A 24,617-nucleotide genomic window follows, 5' to 3' on the forward strand; every position below is an offset into this window, starting at 1 on the left:
TTTCCCGCCTCAATTCGGTCCCGGACGGAGGGCGCTGTTTCAAGGATCCTCGCCTTGCTACAGCCTTCACCGGTTCCTTCCACCACGACATGAGGCTCCGGCACCTGCCCACGCAGCGTTGCCGTCAGAAATTCCAGCACCTCATCCGCTTTGGCGATTCGCGCGTCTTCCAGTACCTTGAGACGCTCTGCGATAGCAGCTTTAACCGTAGGTTTTCGTAAGTTCTCCCGCCCCATAACATCCGCATTTTCAAACTTGTATCCTGCTCGTCTCGCCGCCTCGCTAGCATTTCCTGTTTCTATGTAATAATCTACGAACCGTCGCTGTTTTTCTGTTAAGGGCATCTACACGCTCACCACCTCCCAAATTCAGGCAAAGAAAAAGGCAGCCACTTAAGTGACCACCTTGATATGCTATTAATAATGCTATTTGAGTTATTCTAAATAGGTATCCCTAACACTCCCCAGCAAATTTTGCCCTGTTACGGGATTTCCATTAACGTCTAATACATCAACATCATATCCTTGATAAGGATTAAAATTATGTAGTTAATTTTATTATTCGATCTGCTAGTAACGAAAATTCATGATTAAAACTATCAATATTGCCCAACATCGTTTCAAGTACTTTTCCAACAATTTGCCTATTAACTTTCTGAATATCTTCTTTTTAAGGATTCGGAAGACAACAGTGGAACACAGTCTCGTGTAAACAATCTTGAATAGGATCGCAACCTGTTCAGCAAAAGCTCTCCTTGCATTTTGTAAGGGGAGCTTTTGCATTTCTATATGCATTCTTACACTACCACTATACCTCATATTTCCATCACTTTCACGTCATAAATTAGCACAAATCTGTTCAAAACTGTTCAGACGGAAAAGTTATCCACAATCATCAAAGAATAATAACGTGCCTTGCAGCGGAATAGAATTCGGCCCGAACATCATGCCCGTAAGCGTTTGCAATGCTTTCTTCTCCCTACTTCGGCAATATCCATAACTTGCGTGCGCGTATTCTGCCGTACGTTCCCACGACTGCCCGTCGATATAGCGTGCCTGTATAATGCGCCTATCCGTTTCAGAACTTGATTCTAAGAAGTCTAATGACCGTTGTAGCCGTCTGACGAGAGGTGCTATCTGTTGCAAATCGTGCTGATACTTTGCGATTCTATCCTCTATCTCTTGCTGCATGAAAAAGGCGCGTTCTTCCACGCTGACACTTTGACCGCTACTGCAGCCACCAGTAGGGGATAATGTCGGTACTGCTGCAGCTGCTTCCTGATTCTTGAGTGCCCTCAAGTCCTCAATGTCCGCTTTCACGTTATTGATATACTGACAGAACTCGTTATACCGACGTAAATATTCTTTTACGGCATTGATATAGTCATTATGATACATAGTATCCCCCTTTATTAAAACGGATAGAGCAGGGAAAGCGTGCAACAACTTTCCCTGCAATTACTTAAAACGGTATTTCTTCCTGTACCGGTGTTCCCATGCTGTCAAAACTTGATGCTTCTTGCCCCGTAGTAGCCGTTTGTCCGCTCCTTTTTCTCACCATTACTGTCGATATAATCGTCATTGCATGCAACTGAAAAGCGACATACAGCTGTGCCATTTTTCGTGAATCGCAGGTTGTGATCACGGGATACATTTCCACTAATTTGTACACTGTTCATATTTTAACCTCCCAATTGATCTCCTTATCATTTATTCTTCAGCGATTTTACAGTACTCCCAATATGAAATTTTTCCACTTGACGACCACTTTGTTTTTCCGTGTACAAACACTCCATATCTGCAATGGTTTTTATCTCTATATTTGGCAAAGTAACTACGCTGCCATTTCTCGGCATCCATACTTACTAACACTGGCGTATCAACTGGTACCATTTTCCAATCTATAAACCATAATTGTTCGGATATATCAATATGGTTCTTAGCTATTGTTTTGTCCATTTCAATTTCTCCTATTCGCCACTTGGCATCTTACAGAAATGCCATTCTTCAACATCATCAGTTGTCCACCACGTCTTTCCATCAATAAACGTATAGAACAACCTTGTTTCTTCATCATAACTTGCAAAATGTCGATTACACCATGTTTCCCCGTCCGCACTCACTAATACTTCGGTATTGACTTCTACCTTCGACCAGTCGACAATTTTAAGTTCTTTCGCAATATCTAACAGTACATCGCCATCCCATTTAATCTCAAAAAAGATATTTGGCAACTTACTTATTGGCATTGCATTATCGCCTGGACTACACCAAAACCCTCTATCGCGCGTAGGTCGCACTTTGCACAAACACAGTTCCCCGAGTATGTTGACGGCGATGTATCTATATCCAAGGTCATACGATTTTTTCAATAACCACTTACGCCCTTGCTCGTCAGTAATATCGCCAACATTAGTAGCCGTATTGCATGGTTCATTTTTCTTTTCTGATAGCGTGGCAAGTGATATATAATCCAAGCCGTTTCCAAACGCTTTGTCTACCGCCGTTCTGAAATCTACAATCCTCTTTACGATACCTTCTTGGTCGCCACGCTTTGTCTGACATTTAGCGATAGCACCGAGTTTTGGTTTTTTTCATTCGTGCCATAAACATACAGCCGATCGTCGCCATCAAATTTCACGTATATATAGTGATCGTAAATCAATTTATCTTTATTCATTTTTGTTATCCCTACTTTCATCAAATCTACTAACAGAATATAAAACACGTGGGCACTTTTCTCTGAATCGTTTAAAGAACCAACGGTTCATGCTGCGTTTGCATTTCAGCTTACACCCATTGGCAGGGCAGAAGCATATATCAGCACTGCCACCATGCCCATTATCATATTTATAGTGCTTACATTTTGCTCTCATATATATGTTTACCTCTAAATACTATTTCTCTCATACAGAAATCTCCTCTATGTTAACAATTTTGAAACCATAGTCTCGTAATTTATTTTTATCTAACCAGTCATTCAGTACTTTATTTAGTGCAATGTCAAGTTCTTGTTTTTCTTCATTTGTAACACGAACTAAAAAGCCTTCTCCCCATTCCCCCAGTTTATCGTATGCATCATCTTGTAAGTCGTCGATAACAGAGTCTAGATGGATTTTAGGAGTATGTTCGCGTACCTGACCTATGTAAAACTTTGCTATACCATCTTCTATTGCTTCTTTTCTACCTGCCGCGATCGCTTCTTCTCGTGTGTCATATACTTCTCCATACCAATTACCTTCTATCGTTGAGTTGTATGTCCATTTACTGTTATTATTCATCGCTTTTTACATCCTTTCATTTCAGCCTTTTTTGATCTTTCAAGCATTCACGAATAAACTTAACATGTGGTGCCAAATTGTAAATAAATTTCAGTTCGTTAATCCATATCTTGTCAAAAATGATTATAGGTAAGTTTATTATTTTTTTAAAACTTCCGTCGTCGATTCGTATAGTATATGCAACAAGAAAAAAGGTAGGAATGGGACCAGTATTATCACCCAGACAGCAATCCTTATCATCTTAATGCCCTTAACTAAACGTAACATACCAATAGAAGCTCTCGTTTTGTTTAAATCAAACTCTTCTATATAATCTCTCATTCTGTTCCTTTCTCGACCAACTTACATAACCTATAATATCCAATATCATCATTACCTGTTGTCCAGCTCGTTTTACCATTATTAAACACAGCATACATGTTGCGATTCTTGTCATAGCGGGCGAAGTGCCCTTCGGCCCAATATCCGCCATTTTTGCTAAACAATACACGCGTGTCAACAGGCACTTTCTCCCAATCAATGACGCCCAATTCTTTGCCAATATCTAATGGTTCACAGACATCCAATTCGCTAGCAAATAAGACAGTAAAATCAAAGGGAATACGTACACGGTTTTCCCCAATCCACTCATTTATCAACAAATGTGGTTCATTTTCAAAAGCATATATATTTTCATTTTTATCCATTGCAAGGTAACGAAACCCATTATCATATAATTTCTGTAACACCCACTGTGTACCTTGTTTGTCTGTTATTTTGTCCATTTTCATTCTCCTTCTTTTTCTAATTCTCGTATTCTTGGTTCCAGATCTTTCCGGCGTCTTGCAGCCAATACAGCCGCTGCAACAATTCCGATATTAGCGCCAATGATTACGCCACCGATAAAATACCACATATACAATCCCCTCTATTCTCCTGTACTACCAAAACCACCAGTGCCGCGCTGCGTTTCTGTTAATGTTGCGACCTCTTTAAAAGCCACTGGCACGTTTTTCTCGATCAGTCCCTGCACGAATCTATCCCCAGCCTCGATGATTTCCGGCACCGTGCCGATGTTGTCAAACACTGCAACAACCTCACCGCGATAGCTGCTATCGATAATACCGACACAGTTCGATAGTCGCAATCCTCGTTTCGCCCCGTAGCTTGACCGCATAAACAGCTTCATGTGGTATCCTGCCGGAATTTCGAACTGCCATCCAGTACCGACTTTTATGTGTAAATTGTCGGGATAAATCACCGTTTTCTCTGGCGCGTAAAAGTCAAAACATGCGTTTCCATCACTAATCAATGGCGTTTGTATATCCTCTTCCCGGTGTGTGTCTAATGCTTTTTTGATCCTTATTTCCATTTTTCCTGTCACTCACTTTCTCTCAATGTTATCCGCACGTAAACGTTTTTATCTTTTACAACAGTGCTGCTTAATTTCCCGATGTATTTTTGGCTATCCCCTTTTAGTACGCCGCTTGCTTGCAGTCCATCTAGGATGAACTTTCTTGCGAAATCTATATTATCGGGATCAGCTTTTGACAATACGTGCCACTCAAAATTGACGTCACATTTGCCATTCATGTGCGGCGTTTTTAACGTATAAATTCTAGCAATTTCTGTATATGTTTTCTTTGTTCTTGCCCCTACGTGATACCCTCGGCGGTTATCGTCTATGTACTCGTTTGCCGTGGGGAATCGTTCTGGAATAGTAATGACAACTTCTCGTTGTTCGTTATTCGTTTTTATCGTTTTCGTCATCTTTGTCATTTTTCCCCCATGTCACACATACAAGTCCTTTCATCATTACATTTCCGCACTCGTTGCCCGTACTCATCGCGCATCCAGTGCCAATCATCACCAAATAATGGACGCCCGCAATACGCACAGCAGCTATGTGGTGTCCTCTCTTTCTTGATTGATTCAAGCAATGGCAATGGATCCCGACGCTCACTATGCTTATGCTTTCTGCCCATATCTAAATCCCCGATACGGCGGTATAGGCGCCCAGGCGACTACTTTATCTATCCAATCGCCATCATTAGCCGTAGAGATAAAATTTTTTCCATCAAAATAGCCGATATACAGACCGCCCCAGGCATCAATAAAAATAATTGGCTGATACTTTTCGCGTAAAGCTTCTGCTGCATCCGGTAATTCATCAATCGTTTCTATCCATCTCATCATGTTCACTCCCCATAAATTAATACGTCTCCTCGTTTTTGCTCATAATGAAACAACGCTCCAAACTCTTGTTTTGACTCTTCATATCAACGTCCTCACTGTTCATGCTCCATTCTCCGGCTTGTATATCGCCAAAGGTACTCATAATCTTTGCAAACGTTGCTCTGCCATACCCGTATGTATCATGTAATGCTTGATACAGCAGTACCATCGTAATAACGGCACCTATATTCTCCGGGCGATGATACTGTTCAGCCTGCTTATTTTCGTGTACCTTATGCCAGTTAATTCCCATCGGTACCATCTTCATATCACTCCTCTCAGGCGTTGATTTTCCCCATCAACGCGCAAGCCGAACGGCGATACCATTTCATAAATGCGGCTGCCCAATGCCTCATCGACTGTCGTTATATCCTTTACGCTATACTCCGAGCTAAACAGCGTTGTTACATGGTTGACCATCCGCGCATTAATGATGTCAAACATGATCTGCAACTCATCTCTGCCGACCTGTGTCAAATGACCGTCAACTACCGTTCCGGATAGCTTAAACAGGTCATCAATATACAAGTTTTTACAAGTTTTCCACTTTGTCATGACTGCTTCGTAGTCGTCTTTATAGCTTTTCGCAGCCTTTACTAAACTTGGCATTTCGGACCGGTAAGAAAAGTAGTAATGCGGTGTATGGTATCGTTTTGTCAGCTCTTGGCAAATGGCAATACACAGATGCGTCTTGCCGGCTCCTGATCGACCAAATACGCCAAAGCCAACACCGTTATCGCTGTACTGTTCTATGTACTTTTCAGCCGCTCGTTTCATTTGCGCTGCTTCCGAACTGCGTGCCACGTTAAAGCTTTGCAATGTATATCTGGCATAATCTTTGGCCGAAATCCCGCTCTTTTTCAATCGCCGCACAACCTGCCGCCGTTCATAGCATGCAGGGCAAAACGTCACAGTGTCATAGCCATCTTCCGTGATGGTATGAATCCATCCGGTATTACCGCATTTCATGCAGCGAATCCCATCAGACGGAGCAGATTGTGTTACCGATATTTTTCGCGTAGCTGCCATCGTCTTCATGCGTGCGATAGTCAGCTTGTATCTACTTTCCCGCTCATTATTCAGCGCTTTCATCAATGGATGCATGTCTCTGTCCTTTCTACGTTAAAACGGGATATTCTCAATGTCTTTCATTCGTTCCGGATCCGGTGTGTTGACCTTATATTGCTGTCCAGGCGCATCATATCCGTCCGCTTCCCATCGCTGCAGTATGCCTTGTATGTAAGCTAGGCTGCGCTTATTGCGCAACACCGCTCGATCAATCGCCTTGATAACGGCTTCGCTGCCAAAATCATCCACCATCGCTGACAGCTTGTCTTTCTCGACCTGATTTGCTATTGGCCGGATATTAGTTTGATAGTGTTGAATGACAGGAATAAGAGAATTTTGCAGACGCGCGCCCGCGAATTTTTTTCTTTTCTCTTCTTTACTTTCCTTTCCTTTACTTTCCTTTACTTTCCTTTGTTGATTATTGTCTACATTTTTCGAATTATTGCATACATTAACTTCGTTATTGTTGACATTTACTAAATTAATGTATGCATTTACCTCGACTAAAAGGAGCGATTCTTCGTAATACACACACTTTCTTCTTGCTGTCGCTTCAAAGAATCTACGTTGAATTCCTGCTGATGTGAGGACTTGTTTTTCTTCGTATAATCTCGTATCGAAGAACCCCACTTTAACGGCCTTATTTATTGTTTCCAATACTGCGCCCTCAGTGACCCCAACTTCGTCAGAAATCAAAAAAGGCATATCTTTGTCCCACCGAAGGAAATACCCATCACCGCGATAGATATTAGCCAGCAGGCTGATTAGTATAGGAACGGCAGTTGCGCCGCATGCTCGCGTGATTCTACGTATCTTTATATCTTGAAAGAAAGTGACATCTAACGGAAAGTAATCAAGTCCTTGTTTAGTTGGTCGAGACATTGTTTACACCTTCCTGTCGGATGAGTCAGCTGGGAGAAAACACTCCCAGCCATATTCCCTCATTACTTGTCACCTTCAAAATTATCGTCAAACATCGCCGTATCATCTGTTTCCGGTTCATTAGAAATAACTTCCCCTGTTTCTGCATCGACATTATCAGGCACCTGCCCTGCTTCAATATCGATATAGTCTGTTTCATCGGATACACTTCCCATATCGGCAGCAATCGTCTTTTTGATAGTGCTGTCCTGCGCTACTGCTTTTACAAATTCGGTTTTAAGTGGTGCATATTTCAAGCATTTCTTCAAAACCGTTTTCTTAGCCATTTCGTCGAAATTCGTCTTCCATGGAGAAAAGCTGCTGTTTGCCGCTTTAGAGAATTTTTTCATATGCTCCTCTACATCGGTCCTACTCATGACTTCAAAGCCGTAGCCGCCATCTTTGGTATGGAATACAGCGTAGTACATAATAACGGTACCCCTATCTTTTACAGCCGGAATATGCTTCAGCTTCGGTTCCAATCCAAGTTCGTATTCAAACACATCGTTCTCGTGTACTTCATGCGCTTGAATGTCCTTTACTTCGCCGCTTCGATATGCGAGGTCAATCAATCCTTTATATCCGAGCTGAAACTGGCATTCTAATTGACCGTGATTTCGATACGGGATTAGGTATGCTTGCCCCAGTGGCGTATTAGGCTCAACCCCAAGCTGTGCAGCCTGCATCATGGCTCCCAGAAAACTTTGCGGACTACATTGTACTAACTGCGGCGTGCTGCTCATTGCCGATAAGACCATACGCGTAAATCGTTCTCCAGTTAATACTGATGGAAGCGCTGCTTCGATTTGTGGCTTCATCGATAAGATTAAATCTTGCATGCCTTTCTTCGGTGAAGCTGCAGTTGTTTCTCTTTTCGCGGCCATTACGCCGCCTCTTGTTGTTGCCACGATAAATACCTCCTTTATACTCTCAATACTCTTGTCGGATTTCCTTGCTTCTTACAATCTTCGTATACATCGGGATAGTCAGTTTTCAGTTTCTTACTATCTACCGTTACCCGTCCGGCTTGCGTTTTCCACGTAATCTTCCGATCTCCTGCATAAGCGACTTCGTGATCACCGATTAACAGGCAAAGTTTATTTTTAATTTCTTTGATGCTTGCTTCCAACCGTTTCTTTGCATCTTCCTGATTATCTAAGTCTGTCAGTAAAGGCGATGCTTCTTCCGGCAAATCCATCGCTTCTTCAATACCACCAGGAAAGCGTGTCTTCAATGCTGCTGTACATGAATCTGATCCGTCCACATCCGGCATAACATTTTGCTTTACATTGACTTCCCAAAACGCTTTTTCCGCCTCATAAAGCGCTGCTATATCCTCTTCATTCCGTGTTATCTCTTTCCACACAAAATGATTTCCTCCAACAAGGCAGGCGATATACCATGTTTGACAACCAGTCGCCATCATGTAGTGTTGGCACTGCAAGTAGTACGTATCCGGCACCTTATCTTCTTCCCAATCCTTGGCAGCAAATCCATTCGCTGTTTTACATTCAAGTCCGGCATCTTCGCCAATAACCAATCTATCGACATTGGCCAATAACCAAGGCGTATTGTTATTCCGCATCATCCCGGATTTGCGTACTTTCTTGCCGGTCCGCTTCGTAAACTCATCAGCGACGATTTGTTCCAATACATTTCCAAAATAGACATATTCGTTATCGCTAATATCCTCCGCTTCAACTTGCCCCGTCTTTTCAAGCCATAACTGGTACGGAGATTTCCACCGATTCATCCCGGCGATAACACCTGCGTCACTGCCGCCAATACCATTGATACGAGCAGCAAGCCAAGCGTCGTGATTCTCCATTTCCTTTACCGTCATAATTAATTTTGCATTCATTTTGCCCTCCATCCCGCCATATGATATAATGGCAATAAAGTAGAATGTTTTGTTACTCGGCTCTTTCCTGCGCCAACAGGAGAGAGCCCTTTTTACTGCCCTAAAATAGCCACAATGACAAAAAAAGCATAAAAACCGATAACTGCCATTGCCATTTCTAACCAATTTTTCAATGTTTTGAAAAGGCCGTAATCCATTGCGTATTTACATTTGATCTGCGCCATTGACTCATATGCTTTCTGCTTTCGTTCGTACCCGGAATTAATCCAAGCGGGAATATATGCATCTGTCATTGTTTTCACCTCCTTCTTATCCAACCCGTTTTCTACGTCTTATGATTCTTGCAACCCTTGTACTGTCCATGCCTACTCGCGCTTTACATCTAAGCTGCAGCCACTCACGTAATAACGTGACTTCTATTACTCGTTTATTGCCGATTTTAAATACAGGAAATGAATCTTCTGTCTCGGCCCATTCAGCCAGCTGCTTTGCGCCAATCCCTGTGATCGCTGCCGCTTCTGCAATCGTGAGCGTGAGTTTTTCTTGCAATGCAACTTCCATCCCTCTCACCTCCTAACATACTTATCCATCCATATCTGCAATTCTGTCGCTGACTTCGCGACATCTTGCAGTTGATTCAGAACCTTTTCAAGGTGAGGTATTTCTGCTTGAGTTACTTGTCCATCATTGACGACCCCAAGGATAATATTCCCTACATCAGATACTCCCCCAACTGCTGATAAAATCTTAATCGTCATACGATCTAACTGTTCAAGACCAGCTTCTGGAATCATTCGTTTCCCAATTGGACATTCGGTCGTACAGTAGTGGTTCATAATTTCCGGCGCATTATACGAGTCTGCCATCATGACAACCTCTTCTGGATAGGGGATCAACGTTCCAAGTTCAATACGCGCTAATCGCGTACGGTCGATTCCCATCACTTCGGCAGCCCCTTCCCTACTGCTTAGCATTTCATTTCGCTCTTTAGCTTCCATGCGTGCTTTATAAAACACGCTATCGGCAGCTTTCGTTGCTATTCCTGACATGGTTACTCCTTTCTATTGATGTTAGAATTTAGATATGGGTTAATCATTGTTGCCAATCACTCACCTTTCTGTCTGATATAATTGATTTAGAAAGGCGATGATAATAATGGGTAAAAATCAACATGTAGTTCCAAACGATTCCTGCTGGTCAGTAAAAGGTGAAGGAAATTCAAAAGCGACTAAGAATTTCAACACTAAGCAGCTAGTCATTAATTACGGGTGATAAAAATAATATATGTACATTTTGTACATATTCAAGGTAAAAAAATAGCGTCAATAGTACTCCCCAACACCTTCGAAATCTTCAATGCTAGTCTTAATGATGGCGTTCTGTACCCGTCTTCTATAAAAGCTATATAGCGCTGTGATACTCCTGTTTCATAAGCTAAGGTAGTCTGTGACATCCCTTTTTCCTTACGAAACTCTTTCAATTTGTTTTTCATTCTATGTCACCTCCCTTACCCTCTTTATGTACAAATTGTACAGTACGTTTTGTAGAATGTCAATAGGTATTTTGATATAATATGAACAAATAGTACATATTATAATGAAAATTCAGGTGATTTTAGTTATGAACGGTAAGAGATTAAAAAAATTGAGAGAAGAAAATGGATTTACTCAAAAAGATCTTGCAGATAAATTAAAATTAACCCCCAAAGCAATATCTTTTTACGAACTAGAATCACGTGAACCATCCGGAGATGCCTTAGTAAATATGGCGAAAATTTTTGGCGTTACTACCGATTACCTTCTCGGCAATTCAGATTTTCCGTTGTCCAATGAAATTGAACCACCAAAAGATAACAAACAGATACCTATCATTGGTACCGTAACGTGCGGTCCGAATGGATTAGCTTATGAGTATATAGACGGCACCGTTGCTATTGACAGCTCTCTTTACGGAGATATCCGCGCATTTCACTGCAAAGGCGATAGTATGATCGGCCTTGGCATCTTCGATGGCGATATTGCCATCGCACGTATGCAAAATGACATCGAAAGCGGCGAACTGGCAATTGTTATTATCAACGGCGACGAAGGCACTCTAAAACGTGTCAGAAAAGCGGATAGTGTCATTGTACTTGAATCTGCAAATCCAGAGTACCCGCCAAGAATATTTGCCGGCAAAGAAGCAAATAAAGTCCGCATTGTAGGTAAGGTAATTGAGGTAAGAAAGTCTTTTTAATGAAAGGAGCGTATTAAAATGTTTACAGTTTTATTTATTTTAATTTTTATCATTATCATTGTTGCAATTATCGGATTAATTAAACCATCTTTGATATTGCGTTGGGGACCGGAAACAAAACGAAACAGAAAATATGTACTCTTATATGGATTAATCGGAATTATTATTTGTTTTGTAGGGATGGGTGTTTCTGGACCGCCACTCAGTAAAAACAAAACGGAAAAGTCAGATAATATAGATGAACAGAAAAAAGCTCCGATTACTGAAGAAAATAAATCCGATCAAAAAACTCATCCCTCTATTCCTGACAAGCTATGCCTGTCCGCTGGCATCGGCGATACAATGAACACTTGGAAGCAAGATTATGGAGATCCAAATAGAGACAATGGTACGCTCAAATCGTTTAATGATGATAAATTCTTAGTTATGGTAGCTGACAATAGGATCATTAATATTACCATACAAGAATTGCCATATACCCACCCTTCCGTAGATGATGTTGTTAATTTCTTACCACAAGATAGAAAAGGCCTACAAACACGAATTGATAATACAGATTCTAAAGATGTTAAATATATTACTGTTGGCGAGAGCGAATCACTCAAAGCAGCCGTTCCTAACAGCAATGGAAAATTCATTGTTATCATGAGGTCATTTAGCGATAGTCATAAAAATTCTGCGGTGATTGGTATCGGCGATAAACCATAGTCGGAGGGATAATGATGAAACGAATCAGCTTATGTGTCGCATTGCTTATAGTATTATCAAATAGTTCCTATGCCTATCACGCTTATCCAAAAGATAAATTACTGACCTCTACCGCTACATTTATTGATGTTCGTAGTATAAACGCAAGACAGCGGCTACAAAAAATTAAACCGAAAGCGCTATGGGTTGATCCCCATAGTTTAATGGAAATAAATGATTTTTTAAAGAGCCATATTAAGCAAAAAGATAAGGAGTTTATAATTTACTGCTCCTGCCCTGATGATGAATATGCTATAGCGATGGCAGAGATAATGGATAGAGAAGGTTATACTAACGTGTATATCCTGAAAGACGGATTTAATACGTTAGATAATTATAATTTATTAGTAAAGGATGTGAGAAAATGAAGAAAGTCCTAGTAGCAGCTTTGGTAACTTTGTCTTTGGCAGCATCATCGTACTTCGTAGCAGCTAACGATCAATTGACTTGCTATCAATTGACTGCACGAAGAGGTTGTTGCTCTCATCACCGTGGCGTCTCAGGTTGTACTGAAAACGGAGATGTCATCTGTAACGACGGCACATTATCGCCAACTTGTACTTGCTAAATCTGGAACAAAATGAGGGACTATTTTATTGATCCATGCTAATTTATTATCGAAAGAGCTGGGAGCGCCATGGGATTTAGATTTAAACGAAGTATCAAAATTTTACCCGGTATAAGAATTAACTTTAATAAAAATAGTCATAGCATAAGCATTGGTCCTCGTGGAGCGAAAACAACGTTTAGTAAAAACGGGGTACGAAAGACTATCGGCTTGCCTGGATCCGGACTGTCTTATACAACTTATACTGCTTACAAAGGAAAAAAGACGAATGCTAATCAATCTTTATCACCTGCTTCTACTCTCTCTTCCATCAATACTAAAGTCCCTCAATCAAGAAGTCTTATGCTATCTTATGTTTTATTAGTATTTGGCCTACATTATTTTTATCTTCGAAAACCCTTATTCGGCTTATTATTTTTAATCACAGTAGGTGGATGTGGCTTTTGGCTAATTATTGATATATTTAGACTCCCTAGACTTGTAAAAAAGTGTAATCAAGAAATATCCATATTGCAAAAAAAGGCTGAATTAAATCTGCAGTATAATGAAATCCAAAGAGATTTAGATATATTGCAAGAATCCTCTAAAATATTGGTCGAATCCACTGATATTTCAACTATAGATTCTCGATATGGCACAATGATTCAAGCTGTCAATCGATTAGAACAACCATTAGAAACAATGAGTGAATTGGAAGATTATCAATCAATGATTGATTTAATAGAATCAATTGCCAAAATTAAAAATCAAAAAACAGAGTTTTTTAATGAATCTATTGATCGTATAATCGATAAACTGAATGATAAATTAAATTTTCTCAAAACCGTTAAAGCAAGGAAAAATAATATAAATAAACTAGTTAATACAATTACCACCTTAGAAAACATGCCCGATGAATCAAAACAATACGCTCTAACCAAACTTAGTGAGCTATCAAGAAAACAAGATATAGCTAATTCAGTGTCAATGACAAAAGTCCCAAATCACACACCTATCACATTAGAAGAACTTCAGACCTTAAAAAACGAAGGCATCATAAACAATGAGGAATATAAATCCAAAGCAAGAGAATTATTAGGCCTCACTCAAGACGGTAAACCTTGATAAAAAAACAACAAGATGGATCTGCCGGATCTATATTAAGGATAAAGTAAAATTTATTATGATAAAGGATGGAGATAACGCCATTCGCTACGATATCGAATCTGTAGATGATATATTTGATTTATCAACGCAATTAATTGCTAGACTCGACGAACTTGTAAAGTAATATAAGCTGCAGACATCAAATTCATCCCTATTCAGATCATGGGTAAAGTTATTGAAATGAGGAGAAAGTTTTAACTATCAGCAGTAATAGGCCCCCGTAAAGGAGTTTCTATGGATGACATCATTATTTACACCACAGAAGATGGTATTGAATTATTAAGAATATCCTGAAAATATTCTTATATTTTCTTTTTGAGGTATCAGTCATGAAAATAACGGAATTAAAAATCAATAATTTTAGATTGTTTAAAAATACTTCCTTTCCCATAGGATGTAATATCACCGTATTTGCAGGAACAAATGCGGTTGGGAAATCCACGCTTCTAGGATTACTCGGTAATTCTAGCGAGTTAAAGAAAGATAAAGGAATTCCTATATTGCAATCTCAATTTAGAACAGAATGGTCAGAAGTTTTTAATATGTCCCAATCGTTCGATAAGACCGCTTCAAATATTGCAGAAGTTATTTTTGATGATGGAGATAGTCGTTCATATCGAATTACATGGCAAGAAAAAGGCACTCGTGGACGCATAATTCCTAAGACAAAAGATAATAAGTCATCTGCAAAAAAAGAGTGGCCTACATTATTTCTTGGATTATCAAGATTATACCCTTTAGGTGAAGCTCTTATATCAGAAAAAGACAGTCACTCTATTCCTATTTCACAAGAGTTGTTAAATGATTATCAAAACATTCTTTCTTTACATGATGTAATTGATTCTGTAAATGAGGTCCATTTATCTGATATAAAAAGAAAAATAACTATGGGCGTAAATACAGCAAAGTATGATTATTTAACTAATTCTGCAGGTCAAGATAATTTAGCGCAAATATTATTAGCTGTAGAATCTTTTTCCCAATTAAAAAATACTTTAGGAGCCGATTATTCAGGAGGATTACTTTTAATTGACGAGCTTGACGCCGCCCTACATCCCTCCGCTCAAAACCGGCTATTTGATTACTTAATGTCAAAGTCCAAAAAATTAAATCTCCAAATCGCTTTGACAACACATAGCCTTAGTCTTTTGGAACACATTTCTCATAGAATATCATCGATCCCGAAAACAGATTTCTCACATCCCATTGAACTCCATTATCTAAGTTTAGCAAATCAAGAGGAAACACCTACTGTCATAAGTCAACCAGAACAGTCCCTTATCTCAAATCTTTTATTACAAACAACTTCATTTAGAAATAATATTAAAATAAACGTGATCACGGAAGATAAGGAAGCCCGTTGGTTGCTAAAACAATTTTGCACGTCTACTGTATTGAATAATATTAATTTATTAGACACTGAGATTGGTTGTGAATCTATTTTAAGCCTTGTTAAAGGCGATCATGAGTACTTTCGCAAAACAATTGTTATTTTAGATGGGGATGTAAAGAAAAAAACTTCAACTATTAGAGACATTGAAAATTATAATAAAGTATTTGCTAAAATATTGATACTCCCTGATGATAAATCACCAGAAGATAGTCTCTTATCTTTCTTAAAAACCACCTCACCATCTTCAAATGATTTTTTTAGCCAATATGATTGTCTTGTGAACGGATTAACAAGAACCAAATTCCTTGAAGAAAATCTTTCAGATTTCTATCACAGAGGTAAAGACAGAGAGAAAAAGAAGGCCTGGTTAAAAGCTTACCTTTCTTTATTTGAAACAACACAACTTATCAACTTTTGGAAAAACGAACATCAGTCTGAAGTTACTCAATTTATCCAAAACCTGGAGAACGCGTTCAAGGACATCAGACAAGTTCTTTTACTCTCCCATATATGAAGTACATTTTATTATGATATATATATATTGGCCAAAAATAAAATTTTAACCTACACTTATTGAAAGGAGGTGTAGCTATGCCAAGAACTAAATCTATATTGCGATATCCCGGGGGGAAAACGCAGCTTGCTAAATTTGTTGAACACTTGATTCACCTTAATAACTTAAACTCTCCGATATACTGCGAGCCTTTTTCTGGCGGTTCTGGAGTATCCATGGAATTATTGCTCTCTAATAAAGTAGATTCTATCATTTTGAACGACTATGATGTTGCTATATATTCAGTTTGGTATGCGGTCTTACATGAGTCTGAACGTCTCATTCATGACATCCTCACAACTCCCATTACAATGACTGAATGGATCAATCAAAAAAGCATATATGACAAATTACGTGAAAATCAAACATATGATTATAGGTTGGCATTCTCTACCCTCTTTTTGAATAGAACAAACAGAGCGGGTATTATCACAGGAGGCCCCATTGGTGGGTATGAGCAAAATTCTAAATATAAACTTAACTGTAGATTTAATAAAGATGCGCTAGCCAAAAAGGTTGCTGATATTTCTGCTCAACGTGATCGGATTAGACTTTATATGTTAGACGCCAAAGAATTAATTCATAATGTATTACTCAACATATCTCCCAAGTATCTATTTACCTTTTTTGACCCACCGTATTATACGCAAGGGCAGTTATTATACAAAAATTCCTTTAAACATGATGATCATGTTTTTTTATATAATGCCATTAGAGAAATGGATTTATACCACTGGATTACAACATATGATCATTGTGATAAAATTGCTGAAATATATAGTGATTTACCTACTCATACATATACCCTACAATATTCCGCAAGAATAACGAGAAAAGAAAAAGAGTATTTATATAGTAGTCCAAATACACAGATAGAATCATTCGATAAAGTAATTTTACAATAAAAAAACTCCCCCACTCTGCGGGAACAGAATGAGGGAGAGCGCCGGAGATACTACCAATATCCCCGACAAGATAATCTTACCCACCCACGGGCTGATTACGCTATAAGTATATCATAAATCAGCCCCCTTTATTAATACTCAAGGAGGTTTTTTTCATGGCATTAAAAAAACGACAAGATGGCCGCTATAAGACAAGTTGTAGAAGTAAAGGCAAACGATATTATTTTTATGGATCATCTCGTGATGAAGCCATCGCAAAGAGAGAACAATTTCTATCTGACTTAGAAAAGGCCCCCAATCGCGATGACAGCATTACGCTATCCGAATGGCTAGATGAATACCTGCTTGATGCCAAACTCAGAGTTTCTAGGGCAACCTACACTAGCTATGAGCGAATATGTAGAGTCCATTTAATGCCTGTTTTAGGATCTGTCCCATTAGTTGACTTACAACCATACCATGTACGCACACTAATCGCTCAAAAGCTGGAAGCCAAATGTTCTACACGATCGATTGAATATATGTATGTTATTCTAAAGGCGGCACTCACGATGGCAGTAAATGAAGGCTTACTATATCGGAATCCGGCCGCAGGTGTCCGCAAGCCAAAGGTAGTGAAAAAACAAGCAACCGTACTAACGCTTGATCAACTAAAAATCTTATTATCTGCCATTGATGATAAAGAATACTATAGATTGATTTATACGGCTGTTAGTACCGGACTGCGGCGAGAAGAATTATTGGGGCTAAGGATACAAGATATTAATATCAACCGTAGAATGCTATCGGTAAATCAAACTGTTCATTATGACAACCGGCAGACATATATTACAAAAACAACTAAAACAATCAGTTCAAAGCGCGTTATTTCGTTAGATGATGCAACCTACCAATATATCCAAGATCAAATTAATGAAATACAATACCGTCGGCAGTCTGTGTTTAGGTATAAGCGTGAATTGGATCTACTCTTCCCTGCAAAAGATGGCGGTCCGATATACCCTGCGTATGTTTCAGCCAAGCTAAAAGAATACGTTGAAAAAGCAGGACTTCCGACGTCCTTTACCTTTCACGGACTGCGCCACACCCATGCTACGCTATTATTGGAATCAGGAGCAAACTACAAATCTGTACAACTGCGCTTAGGTCACTCATCTTTTAAAACAACGATGGATATCTACTCTCATATAACGCAAAAGATGGAAGATGAACTGCTTGAAAAAATACCAAAAATATAGACGTTGGAGGTCAGCCGGGGGTCAAAAAGAACATGATTTTTGGGGGTCAATTAAATTTACGCAACTAAAAAAGGGCCTGCAAATGCAGACCCTATCTCATTTACTGGCGGAGAGAGTGGGATTTGAACCCACGGTAGAACTGTAGCCCTACACATGATTTCCAATCATGCTCCTTAAGCCGCTCGGACATCTCTCCACATTACACATCATTGCACCAATACCCTCGGGATGAATATCCAATGTGTAAAGTATGGTCGGGGCGACAGGATTTGAACCTGCGACCTCTTAGTCCCGAACCAAGCGCGCTACCAAACTGCGCTACGCCCCGTTACCTGACTTATATATATTATCAATTTTCTAAAATTATGTCAAGTAATAATCAGGCAAGTATTTCCACAACAAACCGCCGGCGACGGTAAGAACAGTTAGTCCCACTTTGATAAAAAGCTCGTTGCCGGAGGCAAAAGGAAGAGAGAGGTCCGTCGCCACCATGCCGCCCGCCGCCCAACCGAGAATCAGGCCGCCAACGTAGATAAGCGCCGGAAAACGCGTCATGATCCGAATAACGACGGTGCTGCCGTAAACGATGATGGGAACGGACACGAGCATACCGAATAATAATAGTCCTAAGTACCCACCTGTGGCGGCAACAATACCGAGGACGTTATCAAGGCTCATCAGCGCATCAGCGGCGATAATCGTTTTGATCGCTCCCAGCAGCGAATCCTTGGCCGTCACATGCACATTCTCTTGAGAACGGCCGCCGATCAGCTTGATCCCGATAATGACTAGAAGAATGCCGCCTACGGTCTTCAAATACGGTATCTGGAGCAACCAAACAACGACGGCCGCCATCAGAAAACGCAGGATAATCGCGCCTCCGGTACCGTAAAAAATCGCTTTTTTTTGCAAATCACGAGGCAGATTTTTTGCCGCCATACCGATAATAATCGAGTTGTCCCCGCCTAAAGCGAGATCGATCAAAATAATATTCATGACGACCCAAATATCTGAAATGATTTCTGTACCCAATTACCTTCTCCTTTATATAATGGACTGATGTTTTATTATAGCAGAAAAGAGGACAGTCTACAATCAACGATCCCGTACCACTCCTGTCAGCAGGAATGATTCGCATCCCTGCAAGTCCGCATGGCGGCAATGTATAAAAGGAAAAAAACGACTGCCGCAAAAGAAAGGCCTCGTCAATTTTTCAGAAGCGGCAGCCGACGCCTGCTATCGCCAAAACAGGCCGCCGGTGGGTGCTCATCTCCCGCCGTCAAACGCATTTCTGCATCTGTCCTTTTCGCGTTCATCGACGCGCTCTTTTATATCCACAAAAAAGGAAGCCAAAAGTAATACTACTTTTGGCTTCCTCGTCTTCGGCATAATCAGTAATTATTCGACAGGAACTTCCTCGTTAATGCTGACAACTTTGCCGGGATTCATGATGTTTTTCGGATCAATAGCTTTCTTGACAGCCTTCATCAGTTTCAATTCAACGGGATCCATGTATTCAGCCATCAGCGCCGCACGTTTGTAGCCAATGCCATGTTCGCCGGAAAGATGCCCGTTAAGCTGATATACCAGCGTATAGATTTCCTTTTGGATCTGCGGAAGCATTTCTTCCCATTCTTCCTGTGTCCGGTCATCTTTCAAGATATCAATATGCACATTACCGTCGCCGCAATGACCGGCACAGTGCATAGCAACCTTGTATTTATCGGCCAAACGGGAAATCTGCTGTACTGCCTGCGGAATATCCGTCATCGGAACGACGATATCTTCCATGGAGAAGACTAGGCTGCGGGCACGGTCGGCTTCAAGATACGCCTTACGCGATTTCCAGATAACGGCGGGATTGGCAACGAGAACATCGAGAGCATTGTTTTCACGAGCCAATTCGTCGATCTTTTCACACTGTTCGTCGAGCAGATCTTCGCTGTCACCGGCAATCTGAATGATAATGTAGTTGCCTACGTCGGAATGCTGCAACGTTTCGCCTAAGAATATTTCAACCTGTTTAATGGACGCGTTATCCATGAATTCCACACAAACAGGGCTGATGCCGGCGCTCATGACCTTCGGCGTCAACGCGATAGCATCATCAAGGTTGTCGAATACAGCCAGGAGATCCATCTGGTATTTCGGCAGGGCAACGAGTTTGAGGATGATCTTCGTAATGATGCCGAGAGTTCCTTCAGCCCCGATATACAGGTGCATCAAGCTGTAGCCTGTTGCATTTTTACGGAACTTGCCGCCCAACATGACAACTTCGCCCGTCGGCGTAACAACTTCGATACCCATAACCTGATCACGTGTTACCCCATATTTTACGGCGCGGTTACCGCCGGCATTGGTAGCAACGTTACCGCCGATGAAACAGGAGTCCCCGCTGCAGGGATCGCCGCCGTAGAAAAGACCTTCATCTTTGACTGCATTCTGGAGATTTGTCGTCGTAACGCCCGGTTCCGTAACACAGACCATGTTGTCCTTGTCGATTTCAAGGATCTTATTCATTCTTTCAATGGAAATAATAACGCCGCCGAAAATAGCAACGGCACCGGCAGCCAGACCGGTACCAGCGGCACGGGGAACCATGACAATGTCATTGTCATAACATAATTTAACCACTTTGGAAACTTCTTCCGTCGTAGCAGGCAAGACGACGACCTGCGCTTCTTTCATATAATGAGGATCCGTTACTTCATCATGGGAATAGGGATCAAGTTTATCCTTATCCGTATAGACGAATTTTTCACCGACAATTTTCTTTAATTCTTCAATAATTTCCGGGGTGACTTTTCCTTTTGCCATAACACATTACCTCCAATTAAAAATAGTGTTAACCATAGTATCTCTTCACGAGAAGAAGGGACCTTCCCGTTTAAGACAACATCGCATAGTGTTGTAATGATAAAACCGGCAGAACGCGAAATACATTACCGACGAAACGTACACCAGAACCGATAACCATCAGTTATCCCTGTGAATAGTCCTTTATCAAAGAGCCTGATTCCGATTGGCCTTACATTTTTATATGCATGCAAAGCAAAGCGACTACTGCTTATATATATTTACACATTCTTTATCCGATTTATTTTACATCATTATTATACTGCCTTCCTACAAACAAGTAAATTACATTCCGGCATTCTCTATATATCCGTTTCGTAATGCGAACGATTTTGCTATGATTTTTTTATATAATGTCATTATTATTTTATTTTCTCATCTATTATTTCGTTACTTTTTTAACAATATCCTTTTAATGTAATTTTTATTATTACTTTTTATCATATATCTGCTTTTTAGTCGTTCAAACGTCTGTCATTCTCCTGATATCAAAAAACAGTGAATAAGTCTTTTGATGGAAAGACTTGTTCGCTGTTTTTTGAATTTTTATTTTAAATTTTCTTATTTTTTTCCGCCGAAGCTTCAACGGCCGCCATTACGGCAGCCCGCAAGCCCCGTTCTTCCAGAACCTTGACAGCTGCAATCGTCGTACCGCCGGGAGAGCAAACGGCATCTTTCAACTCGCCCGGATGTTTTTGACTTTCCAACACAAGCTTAGCCGCTCCCAGTACGGTCTGCGCAGCAAATGTATAAGCCTGCCGTCGCGGCATCCCTTCCAGCACGGCGCCGTCTGCCAAGGCTTCAATAAACAGATAGACATAGGCCGGCCCGCTGCCGCTGAGACCGCAAACGGCATCCATCATTGCTTCTTCCACCACTTCTGCTTTGCCGAAAGAAGCAAACAACGTCTTTACGTCTTCCATTTCCGTTTCCGTTACAGAGGCATTTGCCGTCAATGCCGTCATACCTTCCCCGACGAGAGCAGGCGTATTCGGCATCGAGCGAATCAGTTTGCACGTTTTCCCGAGTCCTTCCGCCATACGCTGCAATGTTACCCCTGCCGCAACAGAGAGAACAACAGTCCCTTCAGATACCGTATTTCTCAATTCCGCCAAAACTGCCGGCATGGCATACGGTTTAACAGCCAGAATAATCAACTCCGCCTGTGCTGCCAGCGCTTGCAGGGAAGATAACACTGTCCCGCCGCCTGCCGACAGGGCAACTTGTTCCGCTTTTTCCCGATGCCGATTGTACAGGAAAAGGTTATCTCCCCTAATCAGTCCGGAAGAAATGATCCCCGCTGCGATCGCCTGCCCCATGTTGCCGGTACCGCAGATTCCGACCCGCTTAAACATGAAATCCCACTCCCTTTCATAGACAGAAGGTGTCGGCACAGTCTCCTATACCGACACCTTCATTACTTATTGCTGCGCGCCGGCAGCATCTACGGCCTTTTTAATTTTCGCGGCCAGTCCTTTGATCTTTTTCTTGGATACGGAACATACGGCAAGGCGTATCCCCTTACCCAAGGGAACGAGGAAGATATGCTCTTTTTCCAGCAAATCACAAACAGCCTGCGAACCGGTCATCGGAATCGTGATAAAAAAGCCTGACAAATATGGCAAATATTTCAAACCGCATGCATCAGCTTCCGCCATAAACAGATCAGCCCGTTCTTTAATCAATTGGAAATACGCCGCGCGCTCCCGATCGAGTGCGGCGACCTTCTGCGGATCGCTGCAAATGCGCACCATCGCCTTCATAGCCGAACTGTTGGAATTGGACCACGTTGCACGGTTGGAATACTGATTGATGGCAACAAATTCGTCAGCCACATCTTCATCAGCTGTTACGGCAATCATCGCCCCCATACGTTGTCCGTACATCGTAAACCCTTTACTCAGTGTATACGCGACGATAACCAGAAAATTAGCTGGCAAACCGCTGAATTCCTTGAAAAATTTACGGCATTCCTGTTTTTCTCCGCTATAATCCAGATACGCAACGTCCGGAACGAGGATGACATTCTTTTCCGTCCCGGTAACGGCATTTTTCAAGAAGTCGATGACCTGACGCCATTCTTCAATAGAAAGCGCAAATCCTGTCGGATTGTTGGCCGGCGAATTCATAATAATGACCGTATTCAGCTGTTTCGCCATCATGGCCGTTACGTGCGCTTTAAAGTCGGCGAAATTGAAGGAACCTTCGCTGTCCAGTAAAGCAAATTCGCGGAGCTTGCGACCATTATCGAGACACATGGACCCATACGCCCCCCAATGCCAGTCACTGGTCAAGATTTCATCGCCGATCTCCGAATAATTATGAATTACATGATGAAGCGCCCCGGAGCCGCCGGAAGTGGCACAAGCCCGAAGAAAACCGTCAGGACGTGATTCGCCGAAACACTGATCAATGACGGCATCGAGATACTCCGGATAGCCTTGTATCGGCGCGTAAGAAATAATTTCATTATCCGTGAGCGCATGAAAAGCGTCGCGAACGACATCGAGCATGACCAAATTGCCGTCTTCATCAAGAATGGATCCGACAGTACCGTTAATCACACGGTCGATGCCGATTTCCTTCGCCAACGCATTGGCACGGTTATTCGCTCCGAAAATATTATCTTCCGCAAATTTCCCTCTTGCTTGCGGTGCAGCAACACTGTTTACCATACTATCAGCTCCCCTTTTTTGTTTACAGCTTCATTTATATCACACTTATCAGAAAGTTACAACCGAAAAGCCCGCCACAGCGTCATGTATTCAAAATACACAGGCAGACCTATCGTCATGCAATTGCGCTCAAGATTAGGTATTCCACCGTTTCCAGTATGCCGCGGATCCGGCTGCAGCACATTTTACGAAAAAACAAAAAACCGCCCAGAAAAAATAACTGAGCGGTTCCATTCCTGCAGATCTGCAATACAGATCACGTTTCGAGAATGCCGATTAGCTTATAAATGCTATCTCTATGATAGTTTTGTATATTGCAAGTAACTTGTTCTATAAAACTATTATATATCAATATGTCTTATCTTACCATACACCCGTTCCATACCGGCACGAGTCACGAGCCAGATACGCCCTGCCTTTCTGGCTTCGTCTAGTGTAAATCTAGGCGGATATCCATTTTGACCGGTGCAAGCTTTCTGTACTACCCGCGGAGAAATCCCCCACAATTCAGCCGCTTCTGCAGCTGTCATAACTTCCTCTAATGGTTTCATCAAAAGGCCCCCAAAGCTTTCAGTAATGCAATAACAGAAATAACAAGTGCTGCCACACTAATATATCTCGTTGCTTTCATTTTTATTGATGTGCTATACTGGAGATAAGCAGGAGACCCGCCCCTCTTTCGAGGGGCAAGCCTTTTAGCTTACTGTCTTAAACCTTGTATCAGCAATATAATCGCGGTGACCAACTGGATTATTGCTGTTATGAGGTTTATTTTTTCTCCACGCTTCACATCTTCTCACCTCCTCTCTATAGTTATATTATATACGTTTAAACGTATATCGTCAATAGAAATCAAATGTATTTCAATAAAAAAATCCGGACAACAAGAATTACTCTCTGCTGTCCGGTTTACTTTATCTGCTCTTATATATCAATGCTCCTGCAAGCACTCCGGCA

General features: G+C 41.2%; 33 protein-coding genes and 2 tRNA genes. 8 read left to right on the forward strand and 27 right to left on the reverse strand.

What is annotated here, in order from left to right:
• From HMPREF1250_RS03500 to HMPREF1250_RS03600, 19 genes are all read right to left on the reverse strand, one after another.
• The coding region (locus HMPREF1250_RS03500; protein WP_023053252.1) for a terminase small subunit at positions 1–344 on the reverse strand (344 nt) is incomplete at its 3' end.
• A 537-nt stretch (positions 345–881) separates the two neighbouring features.
• Positions 882–1,397, reverse strand: coding sequence for a hypothetical protein (locus HMPREF1250_RS03510; RefSeq protein ID WP_023053260.1), 516 nt, complete (start codon positions 1,395–1,397; stop codon positions 882–884).
• Positions 1,398–1,501: 104 nt separating this feature from the next.
• Entirely contained in the window at positions 1,502–1,678 is a 177-nt protein-coding gene (locus HMPREF1250_RS11040) for a single-stranded DNA-binding protein (RefSeq protein ID WP_081696484.1), read from the reverse strand.
• Between the two features lie 31 nt (positions 1,679–1,709).
• Positions 1,710–1,958, reverse strand: coding sequence for a hypothetical protein (locus HMPREF1250_RS03520; RefSeq protein WP_036242528.1), 249 nt, complete (start codon positions 1,956–1,958; stop codon positions 1,710–1,712).
• A gap of 11 nt (positions 1,959–1,969) precedes the next feature.
• Positions 1,970–2,476 (reverse strand): hypothetical protein, encoded by a 507-nt coding sequence (locus tag HMPREF1250_RS11530; protein ID WP_155914485.1) that lies wholly within the window; start codon positions 2,474–2,476, stop codon positions 1,970–1,972.
• A 429-nt stretch (positions 2,477–2,905) separates the two neighbouring features.
• A complete protein-coding gene (locus tag HMPREF1250_RS03535) occupies positions 2,906–3,280 on the reverse strand; it encodes a DUF2188 domain-containing protein (RefSeq protein WP_023053270.1) in 375 nt (124 codons plus the stop codon).
• Between the two features lie 317 nt (positions 3,281–3,597).
• The gene (locus HMPREF1250_RS03545) at positions 3,598–4,044 is read right to left on the reverse strand and encodes a hypothetical protein (RefSeq protein ID WP_023053255.1); all 447 of its coding nucleotides are present in this window, start codon (positions 4,042–4,044) and stop codon (positions 3,598–3,600) included.
• Positions 4,045–4,046: 2 nt separating this feature from the next.
• Positions 4,047–4,175 carry a hypothetical protein gene (locus HMPREF1250_RS12125; RefSeq protein WP_269208537.1) on the reverse strand — a complete coding sequence of 43 codons (129 nt, stop codon included), beginning with the start codon at positions 4,173–4,175 and terminating at the stop codon, positions 4,047–4,049.
• A 12-nt stretch (positions 4,176–4,187) separates the two neighbouring features.
• The gene (locus tag HMPREF1250_RS03550) at positions 4,188–4,643 is read right to left on the reverse strand and encodes a dUTP diphosphatase (RefSeq protein WP_051356049.1); all 456 of its coding nucleotides are present in this window, start codon (positions 4,641–4,643) and stop codon (positions 4,188–4,190) included.
• Positions 4,640–5,038 (reverse strand): hypothetical protein, encoded by a 399-nt coding sequence (locus HMPREF1250_RS10890; RefSeq protein WP_051356050.1) that lies wholly within the window; start codon positions 5,036–5,038, stop codon positions 4,640–4,642. The genes HMPREF1250_RS03550 and HMPREF1250_RS10890 overlap by 4 nt, the downstream gene beginning before the upstream one ends.
• Positions 5,039–5,227: 189 nt before the next feature.
• Positions 5,228–5,455 carry a hypothetical protein gene (locus tag HMPREF1250_RS03560; RefSeq protein WP_023053250.1) on the reverse strand — a complete coding sequence of 76 codons (228 nt, stop codon included), beginning with the start codon at positions 5,453–5,455 and terminating at the stop codon, positions 5,228–5,230.
• Between the two features lie 16 nt (positions 5,456–5,471).
• The gene (locus tag HMPREF1250_RS03565; RefSeq protein WP_155914486.1) at positions 5,472–5,762 is read right to left on the reverse strand and encodes a hypothetical protein; all 291 of its coding nucleotides are present in this window, start codon (positions 5,760–5,762) and stop codon (positions 5,472–5,474) included.
• Complete coding sequence (locus tag HMPREF1250_RS03570; protein WP_023053263.1) at positions 5,759–6,598, reverse strand: DnaA ATPase domain-containing protein; 840 nt, start codon at positions 6,596–6,598, stop codon at positions 5,759–5,761. Before HMPREF1250_RS03570 ends, HMPREF1250_RS03565 begins: the two co-directional genes overlap by 4 nt.
• 18 nt (positions 6,599–6,616) lie before the next feature.
• Entirely contained in the window at positions 6,617–7,444 is an 828-nt protein-coding gene (locus HMPREF1250_RS03575; protein ID WP_051356051.1) for a Lin1244/Lin1753 domain-containing protein, read from the reverse strand.
• 62 nt (positions 7,445–7,506) lie between these two features.
• On the reverse strand, positions 7,507–8,391 hold the full coding sequence (locus HMPREF1250_RS03580; RefSeq protein WP_023053257.1) for a recombinase RecT: 885 nt from the start codon (positions 8,389–8,391) through the stop codon (positions 7,507–7,509).
• 14 nt (positions 8,392–8,405) lie between these two features.
• Positions 8,406–9,344 (reverse strand): YqaJ viral recombinase family protein, encoded by a 939-nt coding sequence (locus HMPREF1250_RS03585; protein WP_023053253.1) that lies wholly within the window; start codon positions 9,342–9,344, stop codon positions 8,406–8,408.
• 92 nt (positions 9,345–9,436) lie between these two features.
• A complete protein-coding gene (locus tag HMPREF1250_RS03590; protein ID WP_023053254.1) occupies positions 9,437–9,637 on the reverse strand; it encodes a hypothetical protein in 201 nt (66 codons plus the stop codon).
• Between the two features lie 16 nt (positions 9,638–9,653).
• Entirely contained in the window at positions 9,654–9,905 is a 252-nt protein-coding gene (locus HMPREF1250_RS03595; protein ID WP_036242536.1) for a helix-turn-helix domain-containing protein, read from the reverse strand.
• A gap of 5 nt (positions 9,906–9,910) precedes the next feature.
• On the reverse strand, positions 9,911–10,393 hold the full coding sequence (locus HMPREF1250_RS03600; protein WP_036242538.1) for a helix-turn-helix domain-containing protein: 483 nt from the start codon (positions 10,391–10,393) through the stop codon (positions 9,911–9,913).
• 106 nt (positions 10,394–10,499) lie between these two features.
• Here HMPREF1250_RS03600 and HMPREF1250_RS11045 point away from each other — a divergent pair, with 106 nt between their 5' ends.
• Positions 10,500–10,616 carry a DUF2188 domain-containing protein gene (locus HMPREF1250_RS11045; protein WP_071784754.1) on the forward strand — a complete coding sequence of 39 codons (117 nt, stop codon included), beginning with the start codon at positions 10,500–10,502 and terminating at the stop codon, positions 10,614–10,616.
• A 31-nt stretch (positions 10,617–10,647) separates the two neighbouring features.
• On the opposite strand, the gene HMPREF1250_RS03605 is transcribed toward HMPREF1250_RS11045, so the two are convergent.
• The gene (locus tag HMPREF1250_RS03605) at positions 10,648–10,836 is read right to left on the reverse strand and encodes a helix-turn-helix transcriptional regulator (RefSeq protein ID WP_023053259.1); all 189 of its coding nucleotides are present in this window, start codon (positions 10,834–10,836) and stop codon (positions 10,648–10,650) included.
• Positions 10,837–10,964: 128 nt separating this feature from the next.
• Here HMPREF1250_RS03605 and HMPREF1250_RS03610 point away from each other — a divergent pair, with 128 nt between their 5' ends.
• From HMPREF1250_RS03610 to HMPREF1250_RS03640, 7 genes are all read left to right on the forward strand, one after another.
• Positions 10,965–11,579 carry a LexA family protein gene (locus tag HMPREF1250_RS03610; RefSeq protein ID WP_023053274.1) on the forward strand — a complete coding sequence of 205 codons (615 nt, stop codon included), beginning with the start codon at positions 10,965–10,967 and terminating at the stop codon, positions 11,577–11,579.
• Between the two features lie 18 nt (positions 11,580–11,597).
• Positions 11,598–12,287, forward strand: a complete 690-nt coding sequence (locus HMPREF1250_RS10895; protein ID WP_023053248.1) for a hypothetical protein — start codon at positions 11,598–11,600, stop codon at positions 12,285–12,287.
• A gap of 11 nt (positions 12,288–12,298) precedes the next feature.
• Positions 12,299–12,694: a rhodanese-like domain-containing protein gene (locus HMPREF1250_RS03620; protein ID WP_023053247.1), complete on the forward strand. Its 396-nt coding sequence runs from the start codon at positions 12,299–12,301 to the stop codon at positions 12,692–12,694.
• Positions 12,695–12,963: 269 nt separating this feature from the next.
• Entirely contained in the window at positions 12,964–13,998 is a 1,035-nt protein-coding gene (locus HMPREF1250_RS11315) for a DUF4236 domain-containing protein (protein ID WP_023053256.1), read from the forward strand.
• 371 nt (positions 13,999–14,369) lie between these two features.
• Complete coding sequence (locus HMPREF1250_RS03630; RefSeq protein ID WP_023053267.1) at positions 14,370–15,947, forward strand: ATP-dependent nuclease; 1,578 nt, start codon at positions 14,370–14,372, stop codon at positions 15,945–15,947.
• A 77-nt stretch (positions 15,948–16,024) separates the two neighbouring features.
• On the forward strand, positions 16,025–16,891 hold the full coding sequence (locus HMPREF1250_RS03635; protein ID WP_023053266.1) for a DNA adenine methylase: 867 nt from the start codon (positions 16,025–16,027) through the stop codon (positions 16,889–16,891).
• Positions 16,892–17,046: 155 nt separating this feature from the next.
• Positions 17,047–18,129, forward strand: a complete 1,083-nt coding sequence (locus tag HMPREF1250_RS03640; protein WP_023053261.1) for a tyrosine-type recombinase/integrase — start codon at positions 17,047–17,049, stop codon at positions 18,127–18,129.
• 104 nt (positions 18,130–18,233) lie between these two features.
• On the opposite strand, the gene HMPREF1250_RS03645 is transcribed toward HMPREF1250_RS03640, so the two are convergent.
• The 7 genes from HMPREF1250_RS03645 to HMPREF1250_RS03680 form a co-directional block, all read right to left on the reverse strand.
• Positions 18,234–18,325: transfer RNA gene (locus tag HMPREF1250_RS03645), tRNA-Ser, on the reverse strand.
• Positions 18,326–18,380: 55 nt separating this feature from the next.
• Positions 18,381–18,457: transfer RNA gene (locus HMPREF1250_RS03650), tRNA-Pro, on the reverse strand.
• 35 nt (positions 18,458–18,492) lie between these two features.
• A complete protein-coding gene (locus HMPREF1250_RS03655) occupies positions 18,493–19,125 on the reverse strand; it encodes a TerC family protein (protein ID WP_051356053.1) in 633 nt (210 codons plus the stop codon).
• Between the two features lie 402 nt (positions 19,126–19,527).
• On the reverse strand, positions 19,528–20,946 hold the full coding sequence (locus tag HMPREF1250_RS03660) for an FAD-binding oxidoreductase (RefSeq protein ID WP_023053269.1): 1,419 nt from the start codon (positions 20,944–20,946) through the stop codon (positions 19,528–19,530).
• Between the two features lie 590 nt (positions 20,947–21,536).
• Positions 21,537–22,340 (reverse strand): pyrroline-5-carboxylate reductase, encoded by an 804-nt coding sequence (proC, locus tag HMPREF1250_RS03670; RefSeq protein ID WP_023053258.1) that lies wholly within the window; start codon positions 22,338–22,340, stop codon positions 21,537–21,539.
• A 66-nt stretch (positions 22,341–22,406) separates the two neighbouring features.
• Positions 22,407–23,660 carry a pyridoxal phosphate-dependent aminotransferase gene (locus HMPREF1250_RS03675; protein ID WP_023053265.1) on the reverse strand — a complete coding sequence of 418 codons (1,254 nt, stop codon included), beginning with the start codon at positions 23,658–23,660 and terminating at the stop codon, positions 22,407–22,409.
• 341 nt (positions 23,661–24,001) lie between these two features.
• Positions 24,002–24,211: a helix-turn-helix domain-containing protein gene (locus tag HMPREF1250_RS03680; protein ID WP_036242544.1), complete on the reverse strand. Its 210-nt coding sequence runs from the start codon at positions 24,209–24,211 to the stop codon at positions 24,002–24,004.
• Positions 24,212–24,617 lie beyond the last annotated feature (406 nt).

This window comes from Megasphaera vaginalis (ex Srinivasan et al. 2021), from assembly GCF_000478965.1.
GTDB classification, from domain to species: Bacteria; Bacillota; Negativicutes; order Veillonellales; family Megasphaeraceae; genus Megasphaera; species Megasphaera vaginalis.

What these genes read in the sequence shown, in the direction of transcription:
- HMPREF1250_RS03510 (WP_023053260.1), bottom strand. Translation starts at nt 1,397, where the DNA reads ATGTATCATAATGACTATATCAATGCCGTAAAAGAATATTTACGTCGG.
- HMPREF1250_RS11040 (WP_081696484.1), bottom strand. Translation starts at nt 1,678, where the DNA reads ATGAACAGTGTACAAATTAGTGGAAATGTATCCCGTGATCACAACCTG.
- HMPREF1250_RS03520 (WP_036242528.1), bottom strand. Translation starts at nt 1,958, where the DNA reads ATGGACAAAACAATAGCTAAGAACCATATTGATATATCCGAACAATTA.
- HMPREF1250_RS03535 (WP_023053270.1), bottom strand. Translation starts at nt 3,280, where the DNA reads ATGAATAATAACAGTAAATGGACATACAACTCAACGATAGAAGGTAAT.
- HMPREF1250_RS03545 (WP_023053255.1), bottom strand. Translation starts at nt 4,044, where the DNA reads ATGGACAAAATAACAGACAAACAAGGTACACAGTGGGTGTTACAGAAA.
- HMPREF1250_RS12125 (WP_269208537.1), bottom strand. Translation starts at nt 4,175, where the DNA reads ATGTGGTATTTTATCGGTGGCGTAATCATTGGCGCTAATATCGGAATT.
- HMPREF1250_RS10890 (WP_051356050.1), bottom strand. Translation starts at nt 5,038, where the DNA reads ATGACAAAGATGACGAAAACGATAAAAACGAATAACGAACAACGAGAA.
- HMPREF1250_RS03560 (WP_023053250.1), bottom strand. Translation starts at nt 5,455, where the DNA reads ATGATGAGATGGATAGAAACGATTGATGAATTACCGGATGCAGCAGAA.
- HMPREF1250_RS03565 (WP_155914486.1), bottom strand. Translation starts at nt 5,762, where the DNA reads ATGAAGATGGTACCGATGGGAATTAACTGGCATAAGGTACACGAAAAT.
- HMPREF1250_RS03570 (WP_023053263.1), bottom strand. Translation starts at nt 6,598, where the DNA reads ATGCATCCATTGATGAAAGCGCTGAATAATGAGCGGGAAAGTAGATAC.
- HMPREF1250_RS03575 (WP_051356051.1), bottom strand. Translation starts at nt 7,444, where the DNA reads ATGTCTCGACCAACTAAACAAGGACTTGATTACTTTCCGTTAGATGTC.
- HMPREF1250_RS03585 (WP_023053253.1), bottom strand. Translation starts at nt 9,344, where the DNA reads ATGAATGCAAAATTAATTATGACGGTAAAGGAAATGGAGAATCACGAC.
- HMPREF1250_RS03590 (WP_023053254.1), bottom strand. Translation starts at nt 9,637, where the DNA reads ATGACAGATGCATATATTCCCGCTTGGATTAATTCCGGGTACGAACGA.
- HMPREF1250_RS03595 (WP_036242536.1), bottom strand. Translation starts at nt 9,905, where the DNA reads ATGGAAGTTGCATTGCAAGAAAAACTCACGCTCACGATTGCAGAAGCG.
- HMPREF1250_RS03600 (WP_036242538.1), bottom strand. Translation starts at nt 10,393, where the DNA reads ATGTCAGGAATAGCAACGAAAGCTGCCGATAGCGTGTTTTATAAAGCA.
- HMPREF1250_RS11045 (WP_071784754.1), top strand. Translation starts at nt 10,500, where the DNA reads ATGGGTAAAAATCAACATGTAGTTCCAAACGATTCCTGCTGGTCAGTA.
- HMPREF1250_RS03605 (WP_023053259.1), bottom strand. Translation starts at nt 10,836, where the DNA reads ATGAAAAACAAATTGAAAGAGTTTCGTAAGGAAAAAGGGATGTCACAG.
- HMPREF1250_RS03610 (WP_023053274.1), top strand. Translation starts at nt 10,965, where the DNA reads ATGAACGGTAAGAGATTAAAAAAATTGAGAGAAGAAAATGGATTTACT.
- HMPREF1250_RS10895 (WP_023053248.1), top strand. Translation starts at nt 11,598, where the DNA reads ATGTTTACAGTTTTATTTATTTTAATTTTTATCATTATCATTGTTGCA.
- HMPREF1250_RS03620 (WP_023053247.1), top strand. Translation starts at nt 12,299, where the DNA reads ATGATGAAACGAATCAGCTTATGTGTCGCATTGCTTATAGTATTATCA.
- HMPREF1250_RS11315 (WP_023053256.1), top strand. Translation starts at nt 12,964, where the DNA reads ATGGGATTTAGATTTAAACGAAGTATCAAAATTTTACCCGGTATAAGA.
- HMPREF1250_RS03630 (WP_023053267.1), top strand. Translation starts at nt 14,370, where the DNA reads ATGAAAATAACGGAATTAAAAATCAATAATTTTAGATTGTTTAAAAAT.
- HMPREF1250_RS03635 (WP_023053266.1), top strand. Translation starts at nt 16,025, where the DNA reads ATGCCAAGAACTAAATCTATATTGCGATATCCCGGGGGGAAAACGCAG.
- HMPREF1250_RS03640 (WP_023053261.1), top strand. Translation starts at nt 17,047, where the DNA reads ATGGCATTAAAAAAACGACAAGATGGCCGCTATAAGACAAGTTGTAGA.
- HMPREF1250_RS03655 (WP_051356053.1), bottom strand. Translation starts at nt 19,125, where the DNA reads ATGAATATTATTTTGATCGATCTCGCTTTAGGCGGGGACAACTCGATT.
- HMPREF1250_RS03660 (WP_023053269.1), bottom strand. Translation starts at nt 20,946, where the DNA reads ATGGCAAAAGGAAAAGTCACCCCGGAAATTATTGAAGAATTAAAGAAA.
- proC (WP_023053258.1), bottom strand. Translation starts at nt 22,340, where the DNA reads ATGTTTAAGCGGGTCGGAATCTGCGGTACCGGCAACATGGGGCAGGCG.
- HMPREF1250_RS03675 (WP_023053265.1), bottom strand. Translation starts at nt 23,660, where the DNA reads ATGGTAAACAGTGTTGCTGCACCGCAAGCAAGAGGGAAATTTGCGGAA.
- HMPREF1250_RS03680 (WP_036242544.1), bottom strand. Translation starts at nt 24,211, where the DNA reads ATGAAACCATTAGAGGAAGTTATGACAGCTGCAGAAGCGGCTGAATTG.